We start from the raw sequence: 25,666 nt of genomic DNA on the forward strand, positions 1-25,666 counted from the left end.
GCCCCGCCCCGAGTCCCGAGCCCGAGTCCCGAGAAAGGCCCCCCACCATGACCGTCGCACACGGCCCCGGGCGATTCCACCTCGCCGCGGCCATCGACCTGCCCGGCGCCACCCGAGCCGAGGACTTCCGGCGCCTGGCCGCCCTCGCCGAGCGGGGCGCCCTGGACTTCGTCACGCTCGGCGACTGTCTCGCCCGGCCCGGACTCGACGCCCTCGCGGTGCTGTCCCGGCTCGCGCCCCTCACCGACCGGGTGGGGCTCGTGCCGACCGTGACCACGACCCACACCGAGCCCTTCCACGTCCAGGCCGCCCTCGCGACCCTCGACTGGGTCAGCCACGGCCGGGCCGGCTGGGGCGTCGACGTGTCCACGACCGTCGCCGAGGCCCGGCTGTTCGGCCGCAGGCCCGCCGCCCCCGCCACCGCGCTGTGGCAGGAGGCGGCAGAGGTCGCCGAGGTGGCGCGACTGCTGTGGGACAGCTGGGAGGACGACGCGGAGATCCGCGACCTGTCCACCGGCCGCTTCGTGGACCGCGGGAAACTGCACTACACCGACTACGAGGGCAGCACCTTCTCGGTCCGCGGCCCCTCCATCGTCCCGCGCCCCCCGCAGGGCCATCCGGTGATCGTCGTGGACGCCACCGAGGAACTGCCCCGGCGGACCGCCGCGCGGTACGCCGACGTCGCCCTCGTCCGCGTCTCCGGGCGGGCCGAGGCCGCCACGCTGCGCCGCGAACTGCGGGAGCGGGCGGCCGAGTCGGGCCGCGACCCCGACACGCTGCGGGTCCTCGCCGCGCTCACCGTGGACCTGTGCGACGGGGAGGGGGCGGCGCGGCCAGGACACGGCGGCGGCGGGCCCCGCCCCGGACCGCGCGGGCCCTTCTACCGGGGCGGCCCCGTCGACCTCGCCGAACTCCTCGTCGACTGGCACGGCTCGGGCGCCGTCGACGGCTTCCACCTCACCCCCGCCGAACCCCTGCCCGACCTCGAACGCCTCGTCAACGGCACGGTCGCCGTGCTCCAGCACCGGGGGTTGTTCCGCACCTTCTACCCGGGCGCGACCCTGCGCGAGCACCTCGGACTCGCCCGCCCCGCCAACCTCCACGCCGGGGAGCACGCATGAGCACCGACGCGTCCGCCGAAGCACCCGCCCCCGCCGGCCGCCCCCGGCAGATCCGTCTCGCCGCGCACTTCCCCGGCGTCAACAGCACGACCGTATGGGCCGATCCGCGTTCCGGCTCACAGATCGACTTCAGCTCCTTCACCCACCTCGCGCGCACCGCGGAGCGCGGGCTGTTCGACTTCTTCTTCCTCGCCGAGGGGCTGCGGCTGCGCGAGCACAACGGCCGCATCCACGATCTCGACGTCGTCGGCCGGCCCGAGTCGATCACCGTGCTGAACGCGCTCGCCGCCGTCACCGAACGGCTCGGCCTGGCCGCGACCGTCAACACGACCTTCAACGAGCCCTACGAACTCGCCCGCCGCCTCGCCTCCCTCGACCACCTCAGCGCGGGCCGCGCCGCGTGGAACGTCGTGACCTCCTCCGACGCCTTCACCGGGGAGAACTTCCGGCGCGGCGGCTACCTCGACCGCGCCGACCGCTACACCCGCGCCGCCGAGTTCCTCGACACCGCCCGCGAACTGTGGGACGCCCCGGGCGAGAACGGCACCGGCCCCTTCGCCCACCACGGGCCGCAGTTCTCGATCGAGGGGGTGTGGCCGGTGCCCCGCTCGCCGCAGGGCCACCCTGTCGTCATCCAGGCCGGGGACTCCCCGCAGGGGCGGGAGTTCGCCGCGAGCGCCGCCGACGTCGTCTTCACCCGGCACGGCACCCTGGAGGCCGGCCGCGCCTTCCACGCCGACGTCAAGGGCCGGCTCGCCCGGTACGGCAGGCGGCCCGAGGACCTCGTGATCATGCCGGGGGTCACCTTCGTGCTCGGCGACACCGACGCCGAGGCCCAGGAGAACGCCGCCGAGATCCGCCGGCAGCAGGTCTCCCCGCAGAACGCCCTGCTCGCCCTCGAACTGGTCTGGGGCGTCGACCTCTCCTCCTACGACCCGGACGGGCCGCTGCCCGACATCGACCCGGTCCCCGACTCCGAACTGGTCCAGGGCCGGGTGCGGCACGGCGACCCCTTCGCGGTCGCCGAGAAGTGGCGCGCCCTCTCCCGCGCCAAGGGCCTGTCCATCCGGCAGACCGTCATCGAGGCATCGAGCCGGCAGTCCTTCGTCGGCACCCCCGCCACCGTCGCCGCCGCGATGCAGCGGTACGTCGACGCGGGGGCCGCCGACGGATTCATCCTCGTCCCGCACCTCACCCCCGGCGGGCTCGACCCCTTCGTGGACCGGGTCGTCCCGCTGCTCCAGGAACGCGGCGTCTTCCGCACCGCGTACACCGGCACCACCCTCCGCTCCCACCTGGGGCTGCGCGAACCCGCCGCGCGCCGCGCCCCGCGAAAGGAACCCGCGTGACCACCGAGACCCCGGCCCCCGCCGGACCGCAGACACCGCAGACATCGAAGGTGCGGGAGGCACAGGACGTCCAAGAGGTGCGGGAGGCACAGGAGGTGCAGGTGTGGCAGGAGTGGCGCGCCCGCAGGTCCGAGGCGCTCACCGCTCCCCTCGGACCGCTCTCCGTGACCGGCACCCACTGGCTCGCCGACCACCCGGACGGCCTGCTTCCGGACATTCCCGGGCGCTGGCGGCCCGCCGGGGAGAGCCTGTCCCTGACCCGCGGCACCGGCCTCACCGTCGACGGCAGGCCGTACGCGGGGGAGGCGCTGCTGAGCCCCGACACCGGGGGGCCCGCCGCCTCCCGGGTCGCCGCGGGCCGCCGCCGGCTGCTCGTCCTGCGGCGCGAGGGGGAGTGGGCGGTACGCGTCCACGACCCGGCCGCGCCCGCCCGTACCGCCTTCCCCGGACTCACCGTCAGCCCCTGGGACGCGCGCTGGAGCGTGGCCGGCCGCTTCACCCCGTACGCGTCCACCCGCACCGAGCGGGTCGCGAACGCCGACGGACGTGAACGCGGGCTCGGCCTCGGCGGTGACCTGGACTTCCGTCTGGAGGGACACGAGCACCGGCTGCGGGTCGCCGTCGAGGCGGACGGCGGGCTGTGGGCCGTGTTCGCGGACGCCACGAGCGGATCGGGCAGCTTCCGGTTCCGCTTCCTGCGCACGCCGGCCCCCGACGCCGAGGGCCGCGTCCGGGCCGACTTCAACCGCGCGGTGCTGCCACCCTGCGCCCTCGCCGATCACTTCCTGTGCCCCTTCCCGCCCGCGGGCAACACCCTTCCGATCGCCGTCGAAGCCGGGGAGCGGAACCTCGTCGAAGGGTGAACTCGCGTGCTGTGCCGGTGGGTTGACCGTTCATACCGACGGCCGAAAGCCGCCCTTGTGCGTTCACAGCGTGGTCACAGAAACTCCCGAACAGCGCTTGTCAGGGCCGCCGCCTTCCGGAACCCGGAAGGCGGCGGCCCCGGCTGCGCCTCACGGGCCCGACCCCACAGACGGGCCCCCGATTCCCCAATTGGGAGGAACCACGTGAGGATCAAGCGCACCACCCCCCGCAGCGGCGTGACGAGACGGACCCGGCTGATCGCCGTGGCCACCGGACTCGTCGCCGCGGCCGGACTCGCGATTCCCGCCGCGCAGGCCGGACAGGAGACCACGTACTCCACCGCGCAGCTCACCTCCGCGAGCGATGCCGTCCTCGCCGCCGACATCGGCGGCACCGCCTGGAACATCGACCCGAAGACCAAGAAGCTCCAGGTCACCGTCGACAGCACCGTCAGCCAGGCCGAGATCCAGAAGATCAAGGACGCGGCCGGGGCCAACGCGGGCGCCCTGACCATCGAGCGCACCCCCGGCACCTTCAGCAAGCTCATCTCCGGCGGCGACGCCATCTACGCCACCTCCTGGCGCTGCTCCCTTGGCTTCAACGTCCGCAGCGGCAGCACCTACTACTTCCTGACCGCCGGTCACTGCACCGACGGCGCGGGCACCTGGTGGTCCAACTCCGGGCACACCACCACCCTCGGCACCACCGCCGGATCCAGCTTCCCCGGCAACGACTACGGACTGGTGCGCTACACCAACAACTCCGTCGCCAAGGACGGGACCGTCGGCAGCGTGGACATCACGAGCGCCGCGAACGCCACCGTCGGGATGAGCGTGACCCGGCGCGGTTCCACCACCGGTATCCACAGCGGCACCGTCTCCGCCCTCAACGCGACGGTGAACTACGGGGCCGACGGCGTCGTCAGCGGGCTCATCCGCACCAACGTGTGCGCCGAGCCCGGCGACTCCGGCGGCCCGCTGTACTCCGGCAACAAGGCGATCGGCCTGACCTCGGGCGGCAGCGGCGACTGCTCCTCGGGCGGTACGACGTACTTCCAGCCGGTCACCGAGGCGCTGAGCGCGTACGGCGTCAGCATCTACTGACACCGGCCCCGCCCGCGCGGGGTGCCGGTGGCTGTCCGCGGCGGCCACCGGCACCCCCGCACCCGAGCCTCAGACGCCCGCGCCGCCGGGCCCCCGGTGCCGCTCCGCCCCCGGGCGGCTGTGCTCGCACATCATCCGCAGCGCCTCCTCCACGCCCATCGACACGGGCCGCCGGTCCTCGCGCGGCCGCAGGCTGACCCCGCCGCTGCGCGCCTCCTGCTCGCCGAGGACCGCGACGTACGGCGCGAGGCGGGCCGCGCGGACCCGGGCGCCGAGGCTGCCCCGGTCGGCGAGGACCGGCTCCGCGCGCAGGCCCGCCGCGCGAGCACGCCGTACGAACTCCCCGGCGAGCGCCTCCTGGGACGCCGACACCGGCAGGACCCGGACCTGGACCGGGGCCAGCCACGCGGGGAACGCGCCCCCGTGCACCTCGACCAGGTGGGCCACCACCCGCTCCAGACTGCCGAGGACGCTGCGGTGGATCATCACCGGCCGCCGCCGTGAACCGTCCGGCGCCACATAGCGCAGACCGAAGCGCGCGGGCTGGTGGAAGTCGGCCTGCACGGTGGAGAGAGTCGACTCCCGGCCCGCCGGGTCCGCGATCTGCACATCGATCTTCGGCCCGTAGAACGCGGCCTCCCCGGCCACCGCCTCGTACAGCAGGCCGGAGCGCTCCAGCGCCTCGGTGAGCACCGCGACCGACCGCTCCCACAACGCCGGCTCGGCCACGTACTTCCCGCCCTCGCCCGGCAGCGACAGCCGGTAGCGGGCCGCCCGCAGGCCCAGCGCCGCGTACGCCTCGCGGATCAGCCCCAGCGCGGCGTCCACCTCCCCGGCGATCTGCTCCGGGGCGCAGAACACGTGCGCGTCGTTGAGCCCGATCGCGCGCACCCGGGTCAGCCCGCCCAGCACCCCCGAGGGCTCGGAGCGGAACATGCCGCCCAACTCGGCGAGGCGCAGCGGCAGTTCGCGGTGGCTGCGGACGCGGGAGCGGTAGATCAGCGCGTGGTGCGGGCACAGGCTCGGGCGCAGCACGAACTGCTCCCCGCCCAGCTCCATGGGCGGGAACATGTCCTCGCTGTAGTGCGCCCAGTGCCCCGAGCACTCGTACAGCTCCCGTTTGCCGAGCACGGGGGAGTACACGTGGCGGTAGCCGGCCCGCACTTCGAGACCGCGTACGTACTCCTCCAGGGTGTGGCGCAGGGTGGCCCCGTCCGGCAGCCAGTACGGCAGACCGGAGCCGAGCAGCGGATCGGTGCCGAACAGCTCCAGCTCACGCCCGAGCCTGCGGTGGTCGGGCAGGGCGGTCGCAGGCGGGGTGTGCAGGGGTGAGGCGTTCACGGGCGGGCTCCTCCGGTTCGGGTGAGGAGCGGGTGACCGCACGGAAAAGCCCCGGGGCACCCGCCCCGGGGCTTCGCTTCAGATCAGCGGTCAGCGCGCCGGGACACTCTCCGGCGTCGTCGTGATCATGGCAGCGCGCTTCATGCCGGGACCGTAGCAAGGGGGGTCGCGGGAGGGCATCCGGTTTTCCGGGCCCGGGAAGCGGTCGGCGCGGGCTCCGGGCCCGCGTCCCCCAGCCGTCCGCAGGTCCTTCACGGGGCCTTTGCTTCTGCTCATGCCGTTGGCACGCCGGTCACGGAGCCCTCGCGGCGCCAGGGGCGAGAACGGGCCAGGTCTGCTCCTCACGTGCGGTCACCCGGCAGGGGCTCAGGGCTCCGTTCCCGCTTTGCTCCGTGAACGGAGCAGGTGTGACCGGCGGCCACGGCCCAGGGCGGAGGCATTCGCTCCGTTCGAAGGCGAGGCCGGATCTCGACCTTGTGTGCGGCTGTGAGCCCTCGCAATAGTGGGCGTCACACGTTGGCATGAACGCGGCTTTTCCTGCGCCATGGCGACGTGTGCGAACGCCTTCCGGTCCCGGCCCCCCACAGCGGCCGGGACCAACCCCCCACAGGAGGACGTGAAATGACGCACCGACGGACCACCGGGCGGCGTGCCGCCATCGCCGGCACGGGAGTGGCCGCACTGCTCGCGGCCGGTTTCACCTTCCAGACCGCGAACGCGACGGAGGCGACCCCCACCGCCGCTCCGCACACCCTCACCGCACCGAAGGCCGAAAAGCTCGCCTCGACCCTCACCGGACACCTCGGCAAGGAAGCGGCGGGAACCTACTACGACGCACGGGCCAAGCAGCTCGTCGTCAACGTCACGAGCGACGAGGCCGCGCAGACGGCCCGCGCCGCCGGGGCCAAGGCGAGAGTCGTCCAGCACACCCTGGCCGAGCTGAAGTCCGCGCGTTCGGCCGTGGCCGAGCAGACCACCGCGATACCCGGCACCGCCTGGGGCGTGGACCCGGTCTCCAACAAGGTCGTCGTCACCGCCGACCGCACCGTCAAGGGCGCGAAGCTCGCCAAGCTGACGGCGGCCGTGGAGAAGCTCGGCTCGAAGGCCACGCTCAAGCAGAGCAAGGGAGCGTTCAAGCCCTTCATCTCCGGCGGGGACGCCATCAACGGCTCCGGCGGACGCTGCTCCCTCGGCTTCAACGTGACGGTCGGCGGCGCGCCCGCCTTCCTCACCGCGGGCCACTGCACCGAGGCCATCGACAACTGGACCGACGCGAACGGCAACGCGCTGGGCAGCAACGCGGTCTCCGAGTTCCCGGGCAACGACTTCGGTCTCGTCAAGTACAGCTCAAGCGTCTCGCACCCGAGCGAGGTGGACCTGTACAACGGCAGCAGCCAGCAGATCACCGGCGCGGCCAACGCCCAGGTCGGCCAGACCGTCACCCGCTCCGGTTCCACCACCGGCGTGCACGACGGCAAGGTCACCGGCCTGAACCAGACCGTGAACTACGGCGGCGGCGACATCGTGGAGGGCCTGATCCAGACCACCGTGTGCGCCGAGCCCGGCGACAGCGGCGGCTCGCTCTTCGCGGGCTCCAGCGCGGTCGGCCTCACCTCCGGCGGCAGCGGTGACTGCTCCTCGGGCGGCGAGACCTTCTTCCAGCCGGTGACCGAGGCGCTCTCCGCCACCGGCGCCCAGATCGGCTGACCCGGCTCCCCGTGCCCCGGAGCTGAACCCGGACGTCCCGGCCCCCGTACCCCGGGGACCGGGACGTTCCGCGTGCGGCGGGGAAGCGGGGGGAGTGGCGGGAAGGGGAGCGGGCTCAGGAGGCCGTGGCCCCGGTGCCGGGCCCCGCCGGGCCCGGCCCTTCCGGCCCCGGCTCTCCCCGTCCCGGCCCCTCCGGCACCGGCCGCCGCACCCCGTAATGGCGTCCCGCCGAAGTGCCCCGGCCGCGGAAGGCGGTGCCGAGGAGGGTGACCAGGGCGCCGCCCGCGGCCCACGCGGACAGCACCAGCAGCGGCCCGGTGAGGGCGTTGCCGCGGAAGTACGCGATCGAGCGGGCCGACCAGGTCCCGGCGCCCGGGGGCAGGGCCGGCCCGATCGCGCGCCAGAAGTCCGGCAGCAGCGGCGCCGGGAAGGCACCGCCCGCGCTCGGGTTGCCCCCGACCACGACGAGCAGGATCGCCAGGCCGATGCCGACGATCCCGAAGACCGTCTGCAGGGCCAGGGTCGTCGCGCCCACCGCGAACACGACGAGGGCGCCCAGCCCCCACAGCCCGAACACGCTCCCGGGCAGCGCGCCGAGGACGGGGCCGACGATCACCGCGCCGACGATCCCCGAGACCACGGCGTACAGGGCCGTCACCGCGAGCCGGATCACGGCCCGCGCGCGGTTGGCGGGCCGGGCGCCCGCGCTGATCGCGAGGATCGCGGCGCACAGGTAGCCGCCCACGCACCAGCCGACCACGAGATAGAACGAGGACAGCCCGTCCGCGTCCCCGGGATCGGCCGGAGCGACGTCCTCGACGGCCATGAGCCGGTCGTGGGAGCGCACCAGTTCCCCGAAGATCTCCTGGATCACCCGGGTCTCGGTGGCCCCCTGCCCGGTCGCGACGAGCAGCCGGTCGCGTTCCCCGCGCGGATCGACCAGCAGGGCCGCGTCGACGTCCCGGTTCAGCATCTGGTGCCGGGCGGCGGACTCGTCGGCGAGGACCCGGGGGGAGAACGGTCTGCCCGGCAGCCGTTCGATCCGGCGGGCGCTCTGCTGCGCGATCCGCTCGTCCTGGGCGACCAGCGCCACCTTGATGTCCGTGGGAACGGGGTGGTGCAGGGCCCCCACGTAGGAGGCGATGAACAGGAGCTGGAGCGCGAGGACGCCGAGAACGAGCAGTGCGGCACGCGGGGTGACCGCACTCCTCACCTCGTCCCGGAAGCGTCCGGACGGCGCGTCGGCGGTCTGCGTCATAGCCACCACGCTCCGTGTTCCGCCCCGTTCCCGCAGGTGGGCGGGGTCCGAATGGCGTAGCGGCGCTCTCGCCGGGCCACGGGCCACCCCCGCACCCGCTAATCGTACGAGCGTTCGAAAGTGGTCTATGGTGGTGGTGAGGGGGTGGGAACGACTGGTCCGAGGAGGTACGGAGATGACGCTTTCTCCGCACCCCGAGGGCGCGGGCGCTTGCGCCGTGGACCCGCCGGGGAACGGGGCCGCACGCCCCCAGCCCTTCACCCACCTGCACACCGTCTCGGGCTACTCGCTGCGCTACGGCGCCTCGCACCCCGAGACGCTCGCCGCCCGCGCCGCGCGGCGCGGCATGGACGCGGTGGCCCTCACCGACCGCGACACCCTCGCCGGCTCCGTACGGTTCGCCAAGGCGTGCGCGAAGGAGGGGGTGCGGCCCCTGTTCGGCGTGGACCTCGCGGTGGCCGAACCGGCGCCCGCTGGGCCGCGCGGACCCGTGGCGGCACGGCGGCGCACCCCCGTGCGCGGCGGAGCCTTCCTCGACGAGTCCGCGCCCCGGGTGACCTTTCTCGCCCGCGACGGGGCGCGCGGCTGGGCCACGCTGTGCCGGCTGATCACCGCCGCCCACGCCGGGGAGGGGACGCCGCTGCTGCCGTGGGAGGAGAACCACGGGGAGGGCGTCACCGTCCTGCTCGGCCCCGCCTCCGACGTGGGCCGCGCCCTCGCCGCGGGCCGCCCCGACCGCGCCGCCCGGCTGCTCGTGCCCTGGCGCGAGCGGTACGGGGACGCCCTGCGCCTCGAAGCCGTCCACCACGGCCGCACCGGGACCGGACCGGGCTCGCTGCGCCTGGCCGCCCGCACCGTGGGCTTCGCCGCCGAGCAGCGGGTACGGCCCGTGCTCACCAACGCCGTGCGCTACGCCGACCCGGGCCAGGGGCAGATCGCCGACGTCCTGGACGCGGCCCGCAGGCTCGTACCGATCGACCCGCGCGGGGAACTCGACAGCGGGGAGCGCTGGCTCAAGGACGGCGACCGGATGCTGCATGAGGCCGGACGGATCGTGACGGCCGCCGGCCTCCCGCCGCACACCGCCCACCAGCTGCTGGAACAGACCCGCCGCACCGCCGCCGAATGCCTCGTCGACCCCGAGGACGACCTCGGCATCGGCTCCGTCCGCTTCCCCGAGGCCCACCTCGTCGGCGCGGGCCGCCGCACCGCCCAGCGCACCCTGGCCTCCCGCGCGGTCGCCGGGATGGTCCGGCGCGGCTACGACCGGGGCCCGAGGGCGGACGAGTACTGGGAGCGCACGCGCCACGAGCTGGACATCATCGCCCACCACGACTTCGCCTCGTACTTCCTCACCGTCGCCCAGGTCGTCGACGACGTGCGGGGCCTGGGCATCCGGGTCGCGGCGCGCGGTTCGGGCGCCGGCTCCCTGGTCAACCACCTCATCGGCATCGCGCACGCCGACCCGCTGGAGCACGGGCTGCTCATGGAGCGCTTCCTGTCCAAGCGGCGCCCGGTGCTGCCCGACATCGACATCGACGTCGAGTCGGCCCGCCGGATCGAGGTCTACCGCGCGATCCTCGACCGCTTCGGCCCCGAACGCGTCGCGACCGTCGCGATGCCCGAGACCTACCGCGTGCGGCACGCGATCCGCGACGTGGGCGCCGCCCTGTCCATGGACCCGGCCGACATCGACCGCATCGCCAAGGCGTTCCCGCACATCCGGGCCAGGGACGCGCGCGCCGCGATGGACGAACTCCCGGAGCTGGCCGAGATCGCCGGGGAGCGCGAGAAGTACGCGAAGTTCTGGGAACTGGTCGAGGGGCTCGACGCGCTGCCGCGCGGGATCGCGATGCACCCGTGCGGGGTCCTGCTCTCGGACGCCTCGCTGCTCTCGCGTACGCCCGTCGTGCCCACGAGCGGCGAGGGGCTGCCGATGGCCCAGTTCGACAAGGAGGACGTCGAGGACCTCGGCCTGCTCAAACTGGACGTGCTGGGCGTGCGGATGCAGTCCGCGATGGCCCACGCGGTCGCCGAGATCGGCCGCGCCACCGGAAGCCCGCCGGACATCGACGCGATCCCGGAGGGCGACCCGAGGACGTACCGGCTCATCCAGTCCACCGAGACGCTGGGCTGTTTCCAGATCGAGTCGCCCGGCCAGCGCGACCTGGTCGGCCGGCTCCAGCCCGCCACCTTCCACGACCTGGTCGTGGACATCTCCCTGTTCCGGCCCGGACCGGTCGCCGCCGACATGGTGCGCCCCTTCATCGAGGCCCGGCACGGCCGCGCCCCGGTCCGCTTCCCGCACCCCGACCTCGAAGGGCCGCTCGCCGACACCTACGGGGTGGTCGTCTTCCACGAGCAGATCATCGACCTCGTGGACATCATGACCGGCTGCGGCCGGGACGAGGCCGACCGGGTGCGGCGCGGGCTGTCCGACCCCGAGTCGCAGGGCCGCATCCGCTTCTGGTTCGCCCAACGGGCCGCCGCGCGCGGCTACGACGCGGACACGGTCACCCGCACCTGGGAGATCGTGGAGGCCTTCGGCTCCTACGGCTTCTGCAAGGCGCACGCCGTCGCGTTCGCGGTGCCCACCTACCAGTCCGCCTGGCTCAAGGCCCACCATCCGGCCGCCTTCTACGCGGGTCTGCTCACCCACGACCCCGGGATGTACCCCAAACGACTGCTGCTCGCGGACGCCCGCAGGCGCGGGGTGCCGATCCTGCCGCTGGACGTGAACCGGTCGGCGGTCGCCCACCGTATCGAACTGGTGTCCGGCCAATCTGGCCGCGCGGGCGGCGAACAGGAGCGGGACGCGCCTGACGGGCGGAACCGGAAAGCGGCCGACGACCGGAAGAGCGCCACCGGCGGCCGGGAACGGTGGGGGGTGCGGCTCGGCCTCGCCGACGTGCACGGAATGAGCGAGGCCGAGGCCGAACGCCTCGTCGCCGCCCAGCCGTTCACCTCGCTGCTCGACTTCTGGCAGCGCGCCCGCCCCTCGAAACCCGTCGCCGAACGCCTCGCCCAGGTCGGCGCGCTCGACGCCTTCGGCGGCAACCGCCGCGATCTGCTGCTGCACCTGACCGAACTGCACCGCATGGGCCGGGGCGCCGCCTCGCACGGCGCCCAGCTCCCGCTGTCCGGCGGCCGCCGCACCGCGCCCGCCGGGCTGCCCGACCTCGACGAGACCGAACGGCTCAGCGCCGAACTCGGCGTCCTCGGCATGGACACCTCCCGCCACCTCATGGGCGACCACCAGAAGTTCCTCGACGAACTCGGCGTGGTCTCCGCGCGCCGCCTGCGCGAGGTCCCGCACGGCACGACGGTCCTGGTCGCGGGCGCGAAGGCGGCCACCCAGACCCCGCCCATCCGCTCCGGCAAACGCGTCGTCTTCACGACGCTGGACGACGGCAGCGGACTCGTCGACATCGCCTTCTTCGACGACAGCCACGAACGCTGCGCGCACACCGTCTTCCACTCCTGGCTGCTGCTCGTGCGCGGCACCGTGCAACGCCGGGGCCCGCGCAGCTTCAGCGTCGTCGGCACCGCCGCCTGGAACCTCGCCGAACTCCTCGAACTGCGCGCCGAGGGCGGGCTCGCCGCGGTCTGCGCCAGACTCGCCGAACCCCTCGCCGAGACACCGGGGGAGCCCCCCTCGGCGGCCCGCCGCATCACCCTGCCCACCGGCTTCGAGCTCAACCCGTGGGCCGACCTCAAACCGGCGGGCGCCGACACCGCCGCGACCGGCCGCACCCTGGCCGGCGGAAAACTGTGGCACCAGAGCCAGGGGAGCGCCGGATGAGGGCCCCCACCAGGGGGTGCCCGCGATGACGGTGATCTGTGTACGGTTCCGGCTCGCCCCCGAGACCGAGGCCGCCCTGCCCGCGCTGCTCGCCACCGTCGAGGGCATCACCCCCCTCGTCCAGGCGCTGCCCCCCGACACCGCGCTCGCCGACGTGCGCGGCGCCCACCGCTACTTCGGCCGGGACGCCGGCGAACTCGCCGCGCTCGTCCGGCTGCGCGCGCTCGCCCTGCACGGCGTGGAATGCGCGATCGGCCTCGGCCCCACCCCGCTGATCGCCCGGATGGCGGCCCGCGAGGCACGGACCGGCGCCACCGTGACCGTCACCGAGGACGGCCTCGCCGCCTACCTCGCCCGCAAACCCGTCGCCGCCCTCCCCGGCGTCGGCGCCGCCACCGCCCGCGCGCTGTGCTCCTACGGCCTCGACTCGGTGGACCGGGTCGCCGCCGCGCCTCTCGGCACCCTCCAGCGCATCCTCGGCGCCCGCGCCGGACGCGAGGTGCGCACCCGCGCCCACGGCATCGACCCCACCCCCGTCACCCCGAACGCCCTCGCCCGCTCGACCGGCGCGCACCGCGCCTTCGACCGCGACGAGACCGACCCCTTCCGGCACCGCCGCGCCCTGCTCTCCCTCACCGGGGAACTCGGCACCCGGCTGCGCGAGGAGGGCCAGGTATGCGCCTGTCTGACCCTCACCGTCCGCTACGCCGACCGCACCACGACCACCCGCTCCCGCAGACTTCCCGAGGCGAGCGCGCACACCGCCGACCTGACCACCGCCGCGTACGCCCTGTACGAGGCGCTCGGCCTGCAACGCGCCCGGGTCCGCGGCCTCGCCCTGCGCGCCGAGGGCCTCGGCCCCGCCGAACGCGCCGCCCACCAGCTCACCTTCGACCCCGCCGACGACAAGGCCCGCCGCATCGAGGCCGCCGCCGACCGGGCCCGCGCCCGCTTCGGCCCCGACGCGATCGTCCCGGGAACCCTCGCGGCCTGAGCGCGCCCGGACCGCGCGAGCCCCGAGAGAACGGGCAGGCCCCGCGTCGCGCGAACACCGGGTAGAACAGAACACATGAGCCCCACCGTCCGCCTCGCCACCCCCGCCGACGTCCCCGCGATCCGCGAGGTCACCGAGGCCGCCTACCGCCGCTACCGCGACCGCGTCCCCGTCGTCCCCGCCCCCGTCGAGGCCGACCACGCGGCCGAGGTGGCGGCGGGCCACGTGTGGCTCACCGGCGAACCGGTCGCCGCGGTCCTCGTCCTCGTCCCGCACCCCGGCCACCTGCTCCTGGAGAGCGTCGCCGTCCACCCCGACCACGCGGGCCGTGGCCTCGGCACCGCCCTGATCACGTACGCCGAGGACCACGCCCGCGCCCTCGGCCTCCCCGAGGTCCGGCTCTACACGAACGCCCTCATGCACGAGAACCAGCGCCTCTACCCCCGGCTCGGCTACGAGGTGACGGAGCGCCGGGTGGACGGCCCCTACGACCGGGTCCACTACCGGAAGGCGGTGTGAGGGACCGTTCCGGTGTGCCGGGGCCGGAGACCGGGCCTCCGGCAGGAGGAACCGGCTCGGGCGCCGGTTTCGCTCGTTGTCCTGGAAGGGCGCACATCTGATTGCCTGTGAACGGAGAGCGTGCCGCTCCGCACCGGAACAGCTCTTCCGTTCAGATGTGCTGTTCACCACCGGTCACCCGAGGTCAGGCCGTGCCCGATCCCCCCGAACCGCGCATTTCCCGGCCCGGCGGCGCGCCGCTCACTTAATCACTAGCGGTCAGCCATGGAAAACACTGCGAATTCAGGGCACCATAAGGGGGTCCGCGCCTTTAGTGACCTGTGTCACGCCCGCCGGGCACAGTGCGCGGGTACTGGCCGGTAGCCTTGTTACGCGCGCGCAGCACGAAGGCCCCACCCTTGCGCCTGGCCAAGGTTTGAGGTGGAGCCTCCGTGTCCCAGCAACACCGCGGTGCGCAGCGATCCCCGACCTGTCAGGTCGGGGATTTCGCGTTACAGGGGCCAGACGCCGCGCACGATCCGGTAGATCGCGTAGGCCGGCCCCAGCCAGCGCGCCCAGCGGTACGGGTCACGCCTGCTGCAACAACGACAGTGCCCCTCCGGCGCATCGGCCATCGGTGACCACCTCCTTCGTCCGGGACCCACGACTGTCGTGGTCCTCCGGAAAGGCGCGAAAGCCTGGGGCCCGAGAGGTGGTGGGTAGAGATTACCGGCACCGCGCGCCGGGGCGGGATGCGTGGCCGGGCTCTCCTCGTTCCCCCGTTCCGGCACTCGGTGCCAGGGGTCAGGTGCGTAGCTTTTGAAGGGACCTTACGTAATCCGGCGGATTCAGCTGATCAGCGAAGATGTCCTGATCGATCATGTGCCTGAGTGCCTGTCCGGCACCCAGGTCCGTGGGTGTGCGTCAACGCCCGTGTGATTCATGGCACTTGTGATGCGGTCACCGAACCATGACGTAGCGCTACCATCCCATGCCGTCAGCATATGCCTTCGGTTTCCCTGCGGCTCGGGGCCCTTGAGGCCGGTCGGCTCTCCCCGCCGCCCCGGCCCCCGCGAGGCTTCTCACCCGGGCTGAAGCACGCTGAGCGCACGCCGTCACGAAGGGGGCGCACGTCCTCCTGTCCTTTCCTCCCGTCACCGAGCCGCGCTCGAAGTCGCGGTGTCAGTGGCGGGTGGCACGATCTCGGGAGAGCACCGGTCCGGCACGAGAAACGACGGAGAGCACCCCGCATGACGGCATGTGAAGCGACGGGCGCCGAGCGCGGCACGGGCACACCGGAAGGCACGCCTCCCGCCACCGCCCCGGCCCCCGGCACCGACTGGGACCACCGCACCGACTGGGACCACCGCACCGACTGGGACGCCGTCGCCGACACCTTCGACGAGGAGGCCGATCACGGGCTGCGTGATCCCGAGGTGCGGGCCGCGTGGGCCGGGCGGATGGGGCGCTGGCTGCCCGAGGCGCCCGGCGACGTGCTCGACCTCGGCTGCGGTACCGGAAGTCTCGCGCTGCTCGCCGCCGAGGCGGGGCACCGGGTGACGGCGGTCGACCGCTCCTCGCGCATGGCCGGGCGGGCCCGCGCCAAACTCACGGAGGGCGGGTATGCCGGGGCCCGCGTCCTGACCGGCGACGCCGAACACCCGCCGTTCGCACCCCGCTCCTTCGACGTCGTCCTCGTCCGGCACCTGCTGTGGGTCCTGCCCGATCCGGCCGCCGCGCTGCGCCGCTGGTGCGCGCTGCTGCGCCCCGGCGGCCGGCTCGTCCTGGTCGAGGGCTTCTGGAACGGCACCGGAATCCCCGCCGCCCGGCTCACCGCCCTGCTCGCCCCGCTCAGCGAACGCGTCCACACCGAATCCCTCAGCGAGGACACCCGGTTGTGGGGCCGCCCGGTGGACGACGAGCGGTACGCGGCACTCGCCGTGCCCGCGCCCGTGCGCCGGCACCAGGAGATCGTCGACGTCCACCTCGTGCTGCGGCGCGGGGACGAGGTCCTGCTCGCCCGCCGCGCGAACACCGGGTACGCGGACGGCCTCCTGCACGCACCCTCCGGTCACGTCGAGGACGGCGAGGACGTCCTGGAGGCGATGGTGCGCGAGGCGGCGGAGGAGGTGGGCCTGCGGCTGTGCCCCGAGGACCTGCGGGTCGCGACCGTCATGCAGCACGCCGCGCCCTCCGGCGCCCCGCGCATCGGCTGGTTCTTCGAAGCGGAGTACGGCGCCGGCGGGGAACCCTTCAACGCGGAGCCGCACAAGTGCTCCCAACTGGACTGGTATCCGCTGTCCGGCCTTCCGCACGATCTGGTCGCCTACTGCAGGGCCGGTCTCCTCGCCTACCGCGAAGGCCACCGCTTCGTCCTCCACCGCCACGAACCGGCCGACCCGATCGCCGCCGACCCGGCGGTGCCGGACCGGGCCAGGGTGCTGCCGGAGACGACTGTCGCGAGGGGTGCGGCCTGGCGGGGCGGGCGGTAGGGTCGGCGCCCGTGGAACGCAAGAGCCGGCGGACCTCCCGCGTCCTCCTGATCGACGAACGCGAGCGCCTTCTCCTGTTGTGCGGACGGGACCCGCGCCGACCGGGTGCGCGATGGTGGTTCACCGTCGGCGGCGGCCTGGAAGGGGCCGAGGACTACCCCCGGGCGGCGGTGCGCGAGATACAGGAGGAGACAGCACTCGGCCTCCCCGTCACGCGGCTGAGCCCGCCCGTCTGGACCCGGCAGACCGTCTTCAGCGTCGACGGCCAGGGGTTCGACCAGTACGAGGAGTACCGCCTCGTCCGCGTCACCCGGGAAGAGGTGGACACCGTCAGGATCGACCCGGCGGAAGCCCGCTACGGCCACCGGTGGTGGACGGTCGGGGAACTGGCCACGACCGCCGAGACCGTCCGCCCCAGACACCTGGCCGCCCACCTGGCCGACCTGCTGGAAACCGGCGGGCCCGGCCCGCGCCCCCTGCACCTGGGCGACTTCGACGAGGACACCGACCCCGACGAGTAGGCCGCGCGCCGGCCGCGTGCCGGCCGCGCCACGCGCCCCGCCAGGCCTCGTGGCTCAGCCCCCCACCAGCCCCCGCAGTCCCGCCGGGCCCCGCTCACGGGCCAGTTCCTCCAGGTGGCCGAGGGCGCGCAGGGCCTCGCCGGCCGCCTCCGGGTCGCGTCCCGGCAGGCCGCTCCCGGCGAACTCGTCCTCGTCCAGGCGCAGTACGCGTGTCCCGTCGGCCGAGACCCACAGGTCGAGTTCCAGGTCCTCGACCACGAGCTCCGGGCCCGTCAGACGGGCGGGGCGCGTCATGTCGCAGTACCAGCCCTTGAGCCGGCCGTCCGCCGCCCGGACCTCCTTCGCCGCGTACCAGGCGGAGCGCCAGTAGTGCTCGGTGAACACGTCGCCCGGCTCGAAGCGGACGAAGCCGAAGTCGCGCACCCCGGGGGAGGACCACGGGGCGCGCACCGTGATGTGCTCCCCGTCGTCCGACAGCCACCGCGCCCGGTACCGCTTCTTGGTGCGGCCCGCCTTGGTGAGCACCACGGTCACCTCGGTGAGGCCGCCGGGCTCAGCCGAGTGCGTGGACATGGCGCACCTCCGTCGCGGCGATCTCGTAGCCGAGCCGGCGGTTGATCGCGAGCATCGGGCCGTTCTCCGTGTCGTTGCCCGTGAACGCCTCCGTCAGCCCCGCCGCCCTCGCCCGGTGCAGCGCCGTGGTCTTCGCGAGCCTCGCGAGGCCCCGGCCCCGGTAGGCGCGCAGCGTTCCCGTCATCGCCGAGGAGTACCGGCTCACCCGGTCGCAGTGCGCGGCGCTGAACGCGGCGGGCACCCCGTCCACGACGGCCACCGTGGTCAGGTCCCGGTCGAACAGCGGATGGTTCCAGGTGTGCTCCAGCCAGTCCGCGTAGTCGTCCAGCTCCGCGCCGACGTCGCTCGGCTCGTCCCCGGTGCACTCGGCGTCCAGCAGGAACAGCGGACGCGGGTCCCCGGCGAAGGCGGCGGCGGGCAACAGGGCGACGTTGTCCGGCACTTCGCCCACCTCCGGCAGCCCCGCCGTCAGGTCCAGGCGCAGGAAGTGCGCGGAACGCGAGGGCGTGTAGCCGAAGGAGGCCGCGAAGGCCCGGTTGCCCGGCCCCTCCAGCACCCAGGAGTAGACGGACCTGCCGCCCACCTCGGCGAGGTGCTTCTCCGCCTCCCGTACGAGCGCCGAGCCCACGCCCCGGCGTACGTGCTCCGGATGGACGTAGACGTTGCAGAAGGCGGCGCCCGGAGTGGGGCTCTCGTGGGCCAGACCCACCTGGGCCCGCCCGAGCACCAGCCCCTCCTCGTCCTGGGCGAGCAGGAGACGGAAGCGCTGCGCCCCGGGGGCACGGGTGACGGACCACCTGATGGCCTCGGGGGTGGTCAGCAGGGGCGGAACGGCGGCCCGCAGGACAGCGGTCACCCCCTCGGCGTCGGTGGGGGAGGCGGGGTCGAGATCACGTACGGAAAAGGAAGGAGTCATCGCCGGGAAAGTACCGGACGTGTGCCGACGGGCGCCCGTTCTTTTTCCTCGCCCTCTCCTGCTCGTCCCGCCCGCGTCGCGCCCCGCGTGCGGGACAATCACCGCGTGAACCTGAAGATCGACATCGACCATGACGCCGCCCTCGCGCCGTACGAGCAGGTGCGGGCCGGGATCTCCGGACAGGCGCTGTCCGGCGCGCTGCCCACGGGCTACAAGCTGCCCACGGTCCGGGGCCTGGCCCAGGAACTCGGTCTGGCCGCCAACACCGTCGCCAAGGCCTACCGGGCGCTGGAGAGCGACGGGGTGATCGAGACACGGGGCCGCAACGGCACCTTCGTCGCCGCGGCCGGGGACGCCGCCCGGCAGGAAGCCGCCCAGGCCGCCGCCGCGTACGCCGAACGGGCCCGGCGCCTCGGCCTCGACGCGGCGGCGGCCCGCACGGCCGTCGAGGACGCGCTACGGGCCGCCTACGGCAACTGAGCCCGACTGGAGGGGACTTGGGGGCTGTGACGCACAGGGCTCACAGGGCTCACAGATAGAGTCCCGCGTCCGCGCCCTCCCGCGCCCCCGGTACGGAGGCCGGGCCGGAGCCGCGGCGCAGGGCGTACAGCTCGGCGAGCGTCGCCCCCTCCCGGCCCACCCGGTGCTCGGTCTCCGGGACCGCGCCGTCCAGCCACTCCAGGGACTCGGAGCGGGTCAGCGGGCCCACCTCGATCCGCGCGAGGCAGCGGCCGGGACGGACCACGGCCGGGTGCAGCCGCTCCAGGTCCTCGTTGGTCGTGACCCCGACCAGGACGTTGCGGCCCTGCCCGAGCAGCCCGTCCGTGAGGTTCAGCAGCCGCGAGAGGGCCTGGCCCGCCGCGTGCTTGGCCTCGCCGCGGATCAGCTCGTCGCAGTCCTCCAGGAGCAGCAGCCGCCACCGGCCGCCCGCCCCGTCGTCCTCCCCGATCGCGATGTCCATGAGATAGCCGATGTCGTTGAACAGCCGCTCCGGGTCGAGGACGCAGTCCACCTGGCACCAGTCCCGCCAGGAACGGGCCAGCGTGCGCAGCGCCGAGGTCTTCCCGGTGCCCGGCGGGCCGTGCAGCAGGAGCAGCCGCCCCGAGATGTCCTCGGGCGTCAGCTTCATCAGCGAGTCCATCGCGTCCGCGACCGGCGCCGTGTAGTTCTCCCGCACCTGCTCCCAGGTGCCCGCCGAGATCTGCCGGGTCGTACGGTGCGGGCCCCGGCGCGGCGACAGGTGCCAGAAGCCCATCGTGACGTTCTCGGGCTTGGGCTCCGGCTCGTCCTCGACGTCCTTGACGGCCGAGGCGACCACCGTCTGAGCGAGTTCGGCGCTGGTCGCGGTGACCGTGACATCGGCGCCCCGGCTCCACCGCGAGGCCAGCAGCGTCCAGCCCGCGCCCTCCGCGAGGACCGCGCTGCGGTCGTCGTCCTTCGCGCTGCGCAGCACTCTCGCCTCCGGAGGCAGCAGACTCGCCTCCCTCTTCACGCGTTCCACGTGGCGGCTCACCGAGAAGGGCTGCTCTCCCGTCGCGAAACGGCCCAGGAACAACGCGTCGACGACGTCCGTCGGGGAATCGCTGTCGTCGACGTGGAGCCGGACCGGGAGGCTGGCGTACGGGTTCTCGGACATGCCGCCATGATCCGGCACGGGATGCTCCCGCGCACCCTTTTTCCACCGTCGCCCCGTTTCGGCGAACACCACGCGCTGATGAGGAGCCCCCCAGAGCGGTCGTCAACTTCGAGGCGCAAAAGGGGTTCCCTGGTTCGGGTGAACATGCGGGTGTGCCTCCACTCGGCCCGCGCTCCACCGCGGCCCGGTGGGCGCCGGCCACCACGGCGTACGGGGGGCCCAGGCCGGCAAGGCGTCGCGCGCGGGCCCCGGTTCAGGTGCAGGTGGGCCGATCGGAGCCGCCCTCGCGGCAGTTGAAACCCGGCTCCGGTGAAACTTTCCGCCCGGTAACTTCTTGGCATGGACACTCCCGCCACCCTCCGGGCGGTGGTACCACAGTCCTGGCAGAAATCCTGCTAAGGGAGGTTCCATGAGATTGTCCCGTTTCACGGCATACATGTCCTCGCTCCTGCTCGCCGCCACCGCCTCGATCGCCGGGGCGGGACTCGCGAACGCCGCCGAACAAGCAGCGCCCACCGGCTATGTGGCTCTCGGCGACTCCTACTCCTCCGGCGTCGGCTCCGGCTCCTACGACAGTGCGAGCGGTGACTGCAAGCGCAGCAGCAAGGCGTACCCCGCCCTCTGGGCCGCCGCGCACTCGCCGTCGAGCTTCAGCTTCACGGCCTGCTCCGGGGCCGTGACCAGTGATGTGCTGGCCAAGCAGCTCGCGCCCCTGTCCGCCTCCACCGGCACCGTCAGCATCAGCATCGGCGGCAACGACGCCGGGTTCGCCGACGTCATGACGACCTGTGTGCTCCAGTCCACGGACACCTGCGTGGCGCGGGTCGACACCGCGCGGAACTACGTCAACTCGACGCTGCCCGCCAACCTCGACAAGGTCTACGACGCGATCCACGCCAAGGCCCCGCAGGCCCGCGTGGTCGTCCTCGGCTACCCGCGCTTCTACCAGCTCGCCGGCAGCTGCATCGCGGGGCTGAGCGAGACCGAGCGCTCCGCGATCAACAACGCCTCCGACCTGATGAACAGCGTCATCGCCAAACGCGCCGCCGACCACGGATTCGCCTTCGGGGACGTGCGCACGACCTTCGCCGGGCACGAGATCTGCTCGGGCGACTCGTGGCTGCACAGCCTCGACCTGCTCAACGTCGGCGAGTCCTACCACCCGAAGCCGGCCGGGCAGTCCGGCGGCTACCTCCCGGTCTTCACCGCCGCCGCCCGCTGACCCCCGCCCGGCCGGCCCGACCGCCTCGGCGGACTTCGGGCCGACCGGGTCCCGCGGTCCCTCCGTGACGCGCGGTGCGCGCGTCACGGGAGGCGGAACGAGACCGCTTGCCCCAAGTTGCCCCACTCGCCCCGTAATGCTCCGCACTTCGTGAGTAGTCGTCAACCTCCTTACGGGGTAGGTAAATCCTGTGATGCGGATGCACGGGTGTCACACGAGGACGATAGGGTTACTCTGCCCGGGGCCGGGTGCCTGTCGTACGGGTGGGGAGTGAAATGGAACAGATAACGGTCCGCAGCAGGCCGCGAGTGCCTGCGATCACCTGCGGAAGCAGTGCGAGCAGTTCGCGTCTCGACCGCCATCTCGCGGTGCTCGGCGGTCCTGCCGTCGCCCAGCGTGACGTGGCCGAGGCGACCTCGCTGATGCGCGAGGTCACCGCACGCGTGCCGGCGCCGCCGGCCAACGCGACGAACAGCAGGGCGCGTCTGCGCAGAGTGTCGCTGTTCGCCCCGTTGAAGCGTCTGCGCAGGACACTCTTCGGCGGTCACTGACCGCGGCGGACCCGGTCCGCCGCGGTCCCTCCCCGCTCCCTCGTCCCTGCCTCCGGTCCGCCCGCGGCCGGGCCCGCGTCCGCCTCCCCACGGACGTCGGTGGCCCCTGCGGGCGTACCGCCGTACCGCGAGCGGTACGCACACCCCGAGCGGCAGCCCCGACCACGCGAGACTCCCCGCCACCGGATGCGCCACCGGCCAGGCCGCGTCCGTCGGCACCGGCGCGTCTCCGCACAGTTCGCGTACAGCTGTCGTCAGCGCCCTCACAGCAGGGCGAACTGCCCCTCCGGCCCCTCCTCCAGGTGGTCCAGGACGGAGGCCGGCCTGCGCGCCGCCGCCGGGGCCGGCAGCACCCCGGCCGCCCGCAACCGCTCCACGCCCAGCGTGGGCCCCTGCTCGGCGGCCAGCGCCGCGCACCCCTCACGGGCCTCGGCCACCAGGGTCAGAACGGTGATCAGCTCCAGTAGTCGCGAGGTCCAGGACTGGGGCCACTCGGCCGGGCCGAGCGCCGCCAGCCCGCCGGTCGCCTCCGAAGTCCCCTGCCCGGTGCCCGCCGGGAGCCGCTGCGCGAACCACCGTTCGATCACCCGCTCCCCGCGGAAGCGGAACTCCCAGGCCGCCCGGGACACCGGGGAGACCACGCCGGTCGCGCCGACCCGCAAGGTCTCGTCCTCCGGGCCGAAGGACAGCGGGGGTACGGGGCCGCGCCCGGTCAGGGGCAGGGCCTGACGCACGTACGGGCGTCTGCCGCCGGGCAGCCGGGGACGCTCCGCCCCGCCCGCCCCGCGCGTGAGCGCCGCGTGCAGCCCACGGCCCAGCGCCACGCCCCGCTCCCACACCCGCGCCCCGTCCGGCAGCGGCACCGCGAGAGAGCTCCGCGCGGGTCGCGCGGCGGCGAGCGCCCAGGCCGCGAAGTCCCGCTCCGTCACCGCCGCCCCGTACTGCTGGGACAGGAACGCCAGCAGCCCGGGCGCGAGGTTCGGTTCCGCGCCGCCCGGCCTGCGGTAGAGGGGACGTACCCGGGCCGGGCGGTCCTCGCCGAAGGGCAGCCGTCCGCTCACCGTCAACGCGGGGAAGTCGCCCTCGGCGGACCGGCCGCGCTCCACCAGGAACCACTGGTGGGCGTCGGCGACCCGCCACAGCTCCGGCCGTGGCGCGTCCAGCAGCCGGTGATCGGGCAGCAGGAACCACTCGTCGAAGGGGCCGTGCGCCACTCGGACCGGCTCGGGGCACGGGCCGTTCTCCCTGGCCAGCCGGGCCGTACCCGCCGGACCGCCGGGCAACTGCGGTACGGCGGTGTGCAGTCCCCGCGCCCGGCTCGGCACCAGCAGCCGCTCGCGCTCCGCGGGCCCGGCCGCCGTGAACGCGGACCACCGCGCGCGCAGGCCGGCCTCGTCGGCCGACAACGGCCAGTCCCGGCCGGCTCGCGGCGCCGCCACCGACCACGGCATCAGCTCGTCGAGGAGGGGACCTGCTTCTTCGCTCACCCCAGCATCGTAGGCAGCGCACGGCGCCGGGCCCAGAGGTCGCGGCGGCGGCGAGCGGCGGCGGGGGAGCGGACGGACGGGGGCGGGCGCCCCCTGGTGCCGGAAAACTAACGCCGCTAGTTTGGTGGTGGGTGACGAGGCCGTTCCCCGGCGGTCCCGCGCCGTCCGTGCCCGGTCCGGGCGGCCGGCGCGCGGTGCGCGTGCGGCGGGCGGCGGCCGGTTCGCCCGCCGTTCACCTCAAGCGACGTCGGGAGTCAGATCGTGGTCCGAGCAGCCGTTCTTTCCGCCGTGGGTGCCCCGCTGGAGATCCGCGACATCGACCTGCCCGCGCCGGGGTCCGGGCGGGTGCGGGTCCGGCTCGCCGCGGCCGGGGTGTGCCACTCGGACCTCTCGCTGTCCAACGGGACCCTGCGCGTCCCGCTGCCCGCCGTACTCGGCCACGAGGGTTCGGGAACGGTCCTCGCGGTCGGCGAGGGCGTCACCCGGGCCGCGCCCGGCGACCAGGTGATCCTCAACTGGGCCCCCTCGTGCGGCCATTGCCACCCCTGTTCGATCGGTGAGGTGTGGCTGTGCGAGCAGGCGCTGACCGGGGCCGCGGCCGTTCACGCGCACGCCGCCGACGGAACGGAACTGCACCCCGGGCTGAACGTCGCCGCCTTCGCCGAGGAGACCGTGGTCGCCGAGAACTGCGTACTGCCCGCCCCGGAGGGCGTCCCCCTCGACCAGGCCGCGCTGCTGGGCTGCGCGGTGCTCACCGGTTACGGCGCGGTGCACCACTCGGCGCGGGTCCGGGCGGGGGAGTCCGTCGCGGTGTTCGGCGCGGGCGGGGTCGGGCTCGCCGCGCTCCAGTCGGCGCGGATCGCCGGCGCGCGGACGGTCGTCGCCGTGGACGCGTCCCCCGCCAAGGAGGAACTGGCCAGGAAGGCCGGCGCCACCGAGTTCGTGCTCGCCTCCGAGACGACCGCGAAGGACGTACGGCGGCTGACCGGTGGCCGGGGCGCGGACGTCGCCGTCGAGTGCGTGGGCCGGGCCGCGACCATCCGCGCCGCCTGGGAGTCGACGCGCCGCGGCGGCCGCACCACGGTCGTCGGCATCGGCCCCGTCACCGAGCGGGTGAGCTTCAACGCGCTGGAGATCTTCCACTGGGGCCGCACCCTGAGCGGCTGCGTCTACGGGAACAGCGACCCGGCGGCGGACGTCCCGGTGCTCGGCGAGCACATTCGGGCCGGCCGCCTCGACCTGGGGACGCTGGTGACCGGCCGGATCGGACTCGACGGCATCCCGGACGCCTTCGAGGAGATGACGGCGGGACGCGGCGGACGCGCCCTGGTGGTCTTTCCCCAGGGGTGACCCGGGGGCGGCCTCCTCCCGGGGCGCGCCAGGTGGCGCCGGGCGGGCCTTCCGCGGCGGCCCCGGGCTCCCTCCCCGGGTGCGCCGGGCCCCGGCCCTCGGCTCGGGCCCCCTCTCGCGGGCCCCGGCCCTCGGCTCGGGCCCCCTCTCGCGTCCGGTCCCGGTCGCGGCACCCGCCCGTCGGGCCGCCGCCCCTTCAGCCCCGTGCCGCCCCGGCCTCGGCCGCGAGGGCCGCGTACTGCTTCTCCAGTCCGTCCAGGAGCGCCCGCAGCCCGGTCTCGAAGGCGCGCTCGTCCACCGCGCTCCCGCGCTCCGCGAGCAGGTGTGCCTGGCCCAGATGCGGATAGTCGGCCGGATCGTAGGCCCGCGCGTCGTCGACGAAGCCGCCCGCGAAGGAACCGAGCGCGGCGCCCAGGACGTACCAGCGCAGGACCGCGCCGATCGAGGTGGCCTGGGCGGGCGGCCAGCCGGCCGTCGTCATCGCGCCGAACACCGCGTCCGCCAGGCGCAGCGCGGCCGGCCGGCGGCCCGGTCCGCGCGCGAGCACCGGGACGATGTGCGGATGCCGGGCGAGGGCCGCGCGGTAGGACAGCGCCCAGTCGTGCAGCGCCCCGCGCCAGTCCCCGGCCCGCTCGGAGCCCTCCTCGAACATCGACAGGTCGACCTGCGCGCTCACCGCGTCCGCGACCGCCTCCAGGATCTCGTCCTTGGTGCGGAAGTGGTTGTAGAGGGAGGGTCCGCTCACCCCGAGTTCGGCCGCGAGCCGGCGCGTCGAGACAGCACCGAGCCCTTCGGCGTCCACGAGCGCGCACGCGGTCTCCACGATGCGGCCGGTGCTCAGCAGGGGCTTGCGCGGTCGGGCCATGCGGCACATAGTAGAG

The 25,666-nt window shown here is 74.2% G+C and carries 22 protein-coding genes and 1 pseudogene; 14 read left to right on the top strand and 9 right to left on the bottom strand.

Features of this window, described 5'->3' with window-relative positions:
• The first annotated feature begins 47 nt into the window (after positions 1 to 47).
• The 4 genes from AB0J21_RS24570 to AB0J21_RS24585 all read left to right on the top strand — a co-directional run bounded on the left by AB0J21_RS24570 (position 48) and on the right by AB0J21_RS24585 (position 4,437).
• Positions 48 to 1,121: an LLM class flavin-dependent oxidoreductase gene (locus AB0J21_RS24570; RefSeq protein ID WP_363148248.1), complete on the top strand. Its 1,074-nt coding sequence runs from the start codon at positions 48 to 50 to the stop codon at positions 1,119 to 1,121.
• Positions 1,118 to 2,470 carry an NtaA/DmoA family FMN-dependent monooxygenase gene (locus tag AB0J21_RS24575; RefSeq protein WP_363148249.1) on the top strand — a complete coding sequence of 451 codons (1,353 nt, stop codon included), beginning with the start codon at positions 1,118 to 1,120 and terminating at the stop codon, positions 2,468 to 2,470. Before AB0J21_RS24570 ends, AB0J21_RS24575 begins: the two co-directional genes overlap by 4 nt.
• A 77-nt stretch (positions 2,471 to 2,547) precedes the next feature.
• Entirely contained in the window at positions 2,548 to 3,333 is a 786-nt protein-coding gene (locus AB0J21_RS24580; RefSeq protein WP_363148383.1) for a DUF1684 domain-containing protein, read from the top strand.
• Positions 3,334 to 3,537: 204 nt separating this feature from the next.
• A complete protein-coding gene (locus tag AB0J21_RS24585) occupies positions 3,538 to 4,437 on the top strand; it encodes a S1 family peptidase (RefSeq protein WP_363148250.1) in 900 nt (299 codons plus the stop codon).
• 69 nt (positions 4,438 to 4,506) lie between these two features.
• On the opposite strand, the gene thrS is transcribed toward AB0J21_RS24585, so the two are convergent.
• Positions 4,507 to 5,739, bottom strand: a complete 1,233-nt coding sequence (gene thrS, locus AB0J21_RS24590; protein WP_363148384.1) for a threonine--tRNA ligase — start codon at positions 5,737 to 5,739, stop codon at positions 4,507 to 4,509.
• A 660-nt stretch (positions 5,740 to 6,399) separates the two neighbouring features.
• Here thrS and AB0J21_RS24595 point away from each other — a divergent pair.
• A complete protein-coding gene (locus tag AB0J21_RS24595) occupies positions 6,400 to 7,485 on the top strand; it encodes a S1 family peptidase (RefSeq protein WP_363148251.1) in 1,086 nt (361 codons plus the stop codon).
• 115 nt (positions 7,486 to 7,600) lie between these two features.
• On the opposite strand, the gene AB0J21_RS24600 is transcribed toward AB0J21_RS24595, so the two are convergent.
• On the bottom strand, positions 7,601 to 8,743 hold the full coding sequence (locus AB0J21_RS24600) for a DUF3533 domain-containing protein (RefSeq protein ID WP_363148252.1): 1,143 nt from the start codon (positions 8,741 to 8,743) through the stop codon (positions 7,601 to 7,603).
• Positions 8,744 to 8,918: 175 nt separating this feature from the next.
• Here AB0J21_RS24600 and AB0J21_RS24605 point away from each other — a divergent pair, with 175 nt between their 5' ends.
• The 3 genes from AB0J21_RS24605 (at position 8,919) to AB0J21_RS24615 (ending at position 14,058) form a co-directional block, all read left to right on the top strand.
• Positions 8,919 to 12,545: a DNA polymerase III subunit alpha gene (locus AB0J21_RS24605; RefSeq protein WP_363148253.1), complete on the top strand. Its 3,627-nt coding sequence runs from the start codon at positions 8,919 to 8,921 to the stop codon at positions 12,543 to 12,545.
• A 25-nt stretch (positions 12,546 to 12,570) separates the two neighbouring features.
• Positions 12,571 to 13,539: a hypothetical protein gene (locus AB0J21_RS24610; RefSeq protein ID WP_363148254.1), complete on the top strand. Its 969-nt coding sequence runs from the start codon at positions 12,571 to 12,573 to the stop codon at positions 13,537 to 13,539.
• A 75-nt stretch (positions 13,540 to 13,614) separates the two neighbouring features.
• Positions 13,615 to 14,058, top strand: a complete 444-nt coding sequence (locus AB0J21_RS24615) for a GNAT family N-acetyltransferase (protein WP_363148255.1) — start codon at positions 13,615 to 13,617, stop codon at positions 14,056 to 14,058.
• 491 nt (positions 14,059 to 14,549) lie between these two features.
• Here AB0J21_RS24615 and AB0J21_RS24620 read toward each other — a convergent pair whose 3' ends face one another.
• Complete coding sequence (locus AB0J21_RS24620; protein ID WP_363148256.1) at positions 14,550 to 14,672, bottom strand: hypothetical protein; 123 nt, start codon at positions 14,670 to 14,672, stop codon at positions 14,550 to 14,552.
• A 615-nt stretch (positions 14,673 to 15,287) separates the two neighbouring features.
• Between AB0J21_RS24620 and AB0J21_RS24625 the strand changes: the two genes are divergently transcribed.
• Positions 15,288 to 16,529 (top strand): methyltransferase domain-containing protein, encoded by a 1,242-nt coding sequence (locus AB0J21_RS24625; RefSeq protein ID WP_363148257.1) that lies wholly within the window; start codon positions 15,288 to 15,290, stop codon positions 16,527 to 16,529.
• 11 nt (positions 16,530 to 16,540) lie between these two features.
• Positions 16,541 to 17,050 carry an NUDIX domain-containing protein gene (locus AB0J21_RS24630; protein WP_363148258.1) on the top strand — a complete coding sequence of 170 codons (510 nt, stop codon included), beginning with the start codon at positions 16,541 to 16,543 and terminating at the stop codon, positions 17,048 to 17,050.
• A 54-nt stretch (positions 17,051 to 17,104) separates the two neighbouring features.
• On the opposite strand, the gene AB0J21_RS24635 is transcribed toward AB0J21_RS24630, so the two are convergent.
• Positions 17,105 to 17,623, bottom strand: a complete 519-nt coding sequence (locus AB0J21_RS24635) for a DUF402 domain-containing protein (protein ID WP_363148259.1) — start codon at positions 17,621 to 17,623, stop codon at positions 17,105 to 17,107.
• A complete protein-coding gene (locus AB0J21_RS24640) occupies positions 17,604 to 18,539 on the bottom strand; it encodes a GNAT family N-acetyltransferase (protein ID WP_363148260.1) in 936 nt (311 codons plus the stop codon). Before AB0J21_RS24640 ends, AB0J21_RS24635 begins: the two co-directional genes overlap by 20 nt.
• A 105-nt stretch (positions 18,540 to 18,644) precedes the next feature.
• Between AB0J21_RS24640 and AB0J21_RS24645 the strand changes: the two genes are divergently transcribed.
• Positions 18,645 to 19,019, top strand: coding sequence for a GntR family transcriptional regulator (locus tag AB0J21_RS24645; protein ID WP_363148261.1), 375 nt, complete (start codon positions 18,645 to 18,647; stop codon positions 19,017 to 19,019).
• A 49-nt stretch (positions 19,020 to 19,068) separates the two neighbouring features.
• On the opposite strand, the gene AB0J21_RS24650 is transcribed toward AB0J21_RS24645, so the two are convergent.
• The gene (locus tag AB0J21_RS24650) at positions 19,069 to 20,175 is read right to left on the bottom strand and encodes a DUF5925 domain-containing protein (RefSeq protein WP_363148262.1); all 1,107 of its coding nucleotides are present in this window, start codon (positions 20,173 to 20,175) and stop codon (positions 19,069 to 19,071) included.
• Between the two features lie 409 nt (positions 20,176 to 20,584).
• On the opposite strand from AB0J21_RS24650, the gene AB0J21_RS24655 reads away from it, so the two are divergent.
• Together AB0J21_RS24655 and AB0J21_RS24660 are read left to right on the top strand one after the other, a co-directional pair.
• A complete protein-coding gene (locus AB0J21_RS24655; RefSeq protein ID WP_363148263.1) occupies positions 20,585 to 21,397 on the top strand; it encodes an SGNH/GDSL hydrolase family protein in 813 nt (270 codons plus the stop codon).
• Between the two features lie 275 nt (positions 21,398 to 21,672).
• Positions 21,673 to 21,948, top strand: a complete 276-nt coding sequence (locus tag AB0J21_RS24660; protein ID WP_363148264.1) for a hypothetical protein — start codon at positions 21,673 to 21,675, stop codon at positions 21,946 to 21,948.
• A gap of 108 nt (positions 21,949 to 22,056) precedes the next feature.
• Here the strand turns inward: AB0J21_RS24660 and AB0J21_RS24665 are convergent.
• Both AB0J21_RS24665 and AB0J21_RS24670 read right to left on the bottom strand, forming a co-directional pair.
• Positions 22,057 to 22,215: pseudogene (locus AB0J21_RS24665) on the bottom strand (ABC transporter permease); the annotation flags it as partial.
• Positions 22,212 to 23,435 (bottom strand): type ISP restriction/modification enzyme, encoded by a 1,224-nt coding sequence (locus AB0J21_RS24670; protein ID WP_363148265.1) that lies wholly within the window; start codon positions 23,433 to 23,435, stop codon positions 22,212 to 22,214. The gene AB0J21_RS24670 and the pseudogene AB0J21_RS24665, both read right to left, overlap by 4 nt.
• A 261-nt stretch (positions 23,436 to 23,696) precedes the next feature.
• Here AB0J21_RS24670 and AB0J21_RS24675 point away from each other — a divergent pair, with 261 nt between their 5' ends.
• Complete coding sequence (locus AB0J21_RS24675; protein WP_363148266.1) at positions 23,697 to 24,785, top strand: Zn-dependent alcohol dehydrogenase; 1,089 nt, start codon at positions 23,697 to 23,699, stop codon at positions 24,783 to 24,785.
• A 196-nt stretch (positions 24,786 to 24,981) separates the two neighbouring features.
• Here AB0J21_RS24675 and AB0J21_RS24680 read toward each other — a convergent pair whose 3' ends face one another.
• A complete protein-coding gene (locus AB0J21_RS24680) occupies positions 24,982 to 25,650 on the bottom strand; it encodes a TetR/AcrR family transcriptional regulator (protein WP_363148267.1) in 669 nt (222 codons plus the stop codon).
• Positions 25,651 to 25,666 lie beyond the last annotated feature (16 nt).

Source organism: Streptomyces sp. NPDC049954 (assembly GCF_040656295.1).
Lineage (GTDB): Bacteria > Actinomycetota > Actinomycetes > Streptomycetales > Streptomycetaceae > Streptomyces.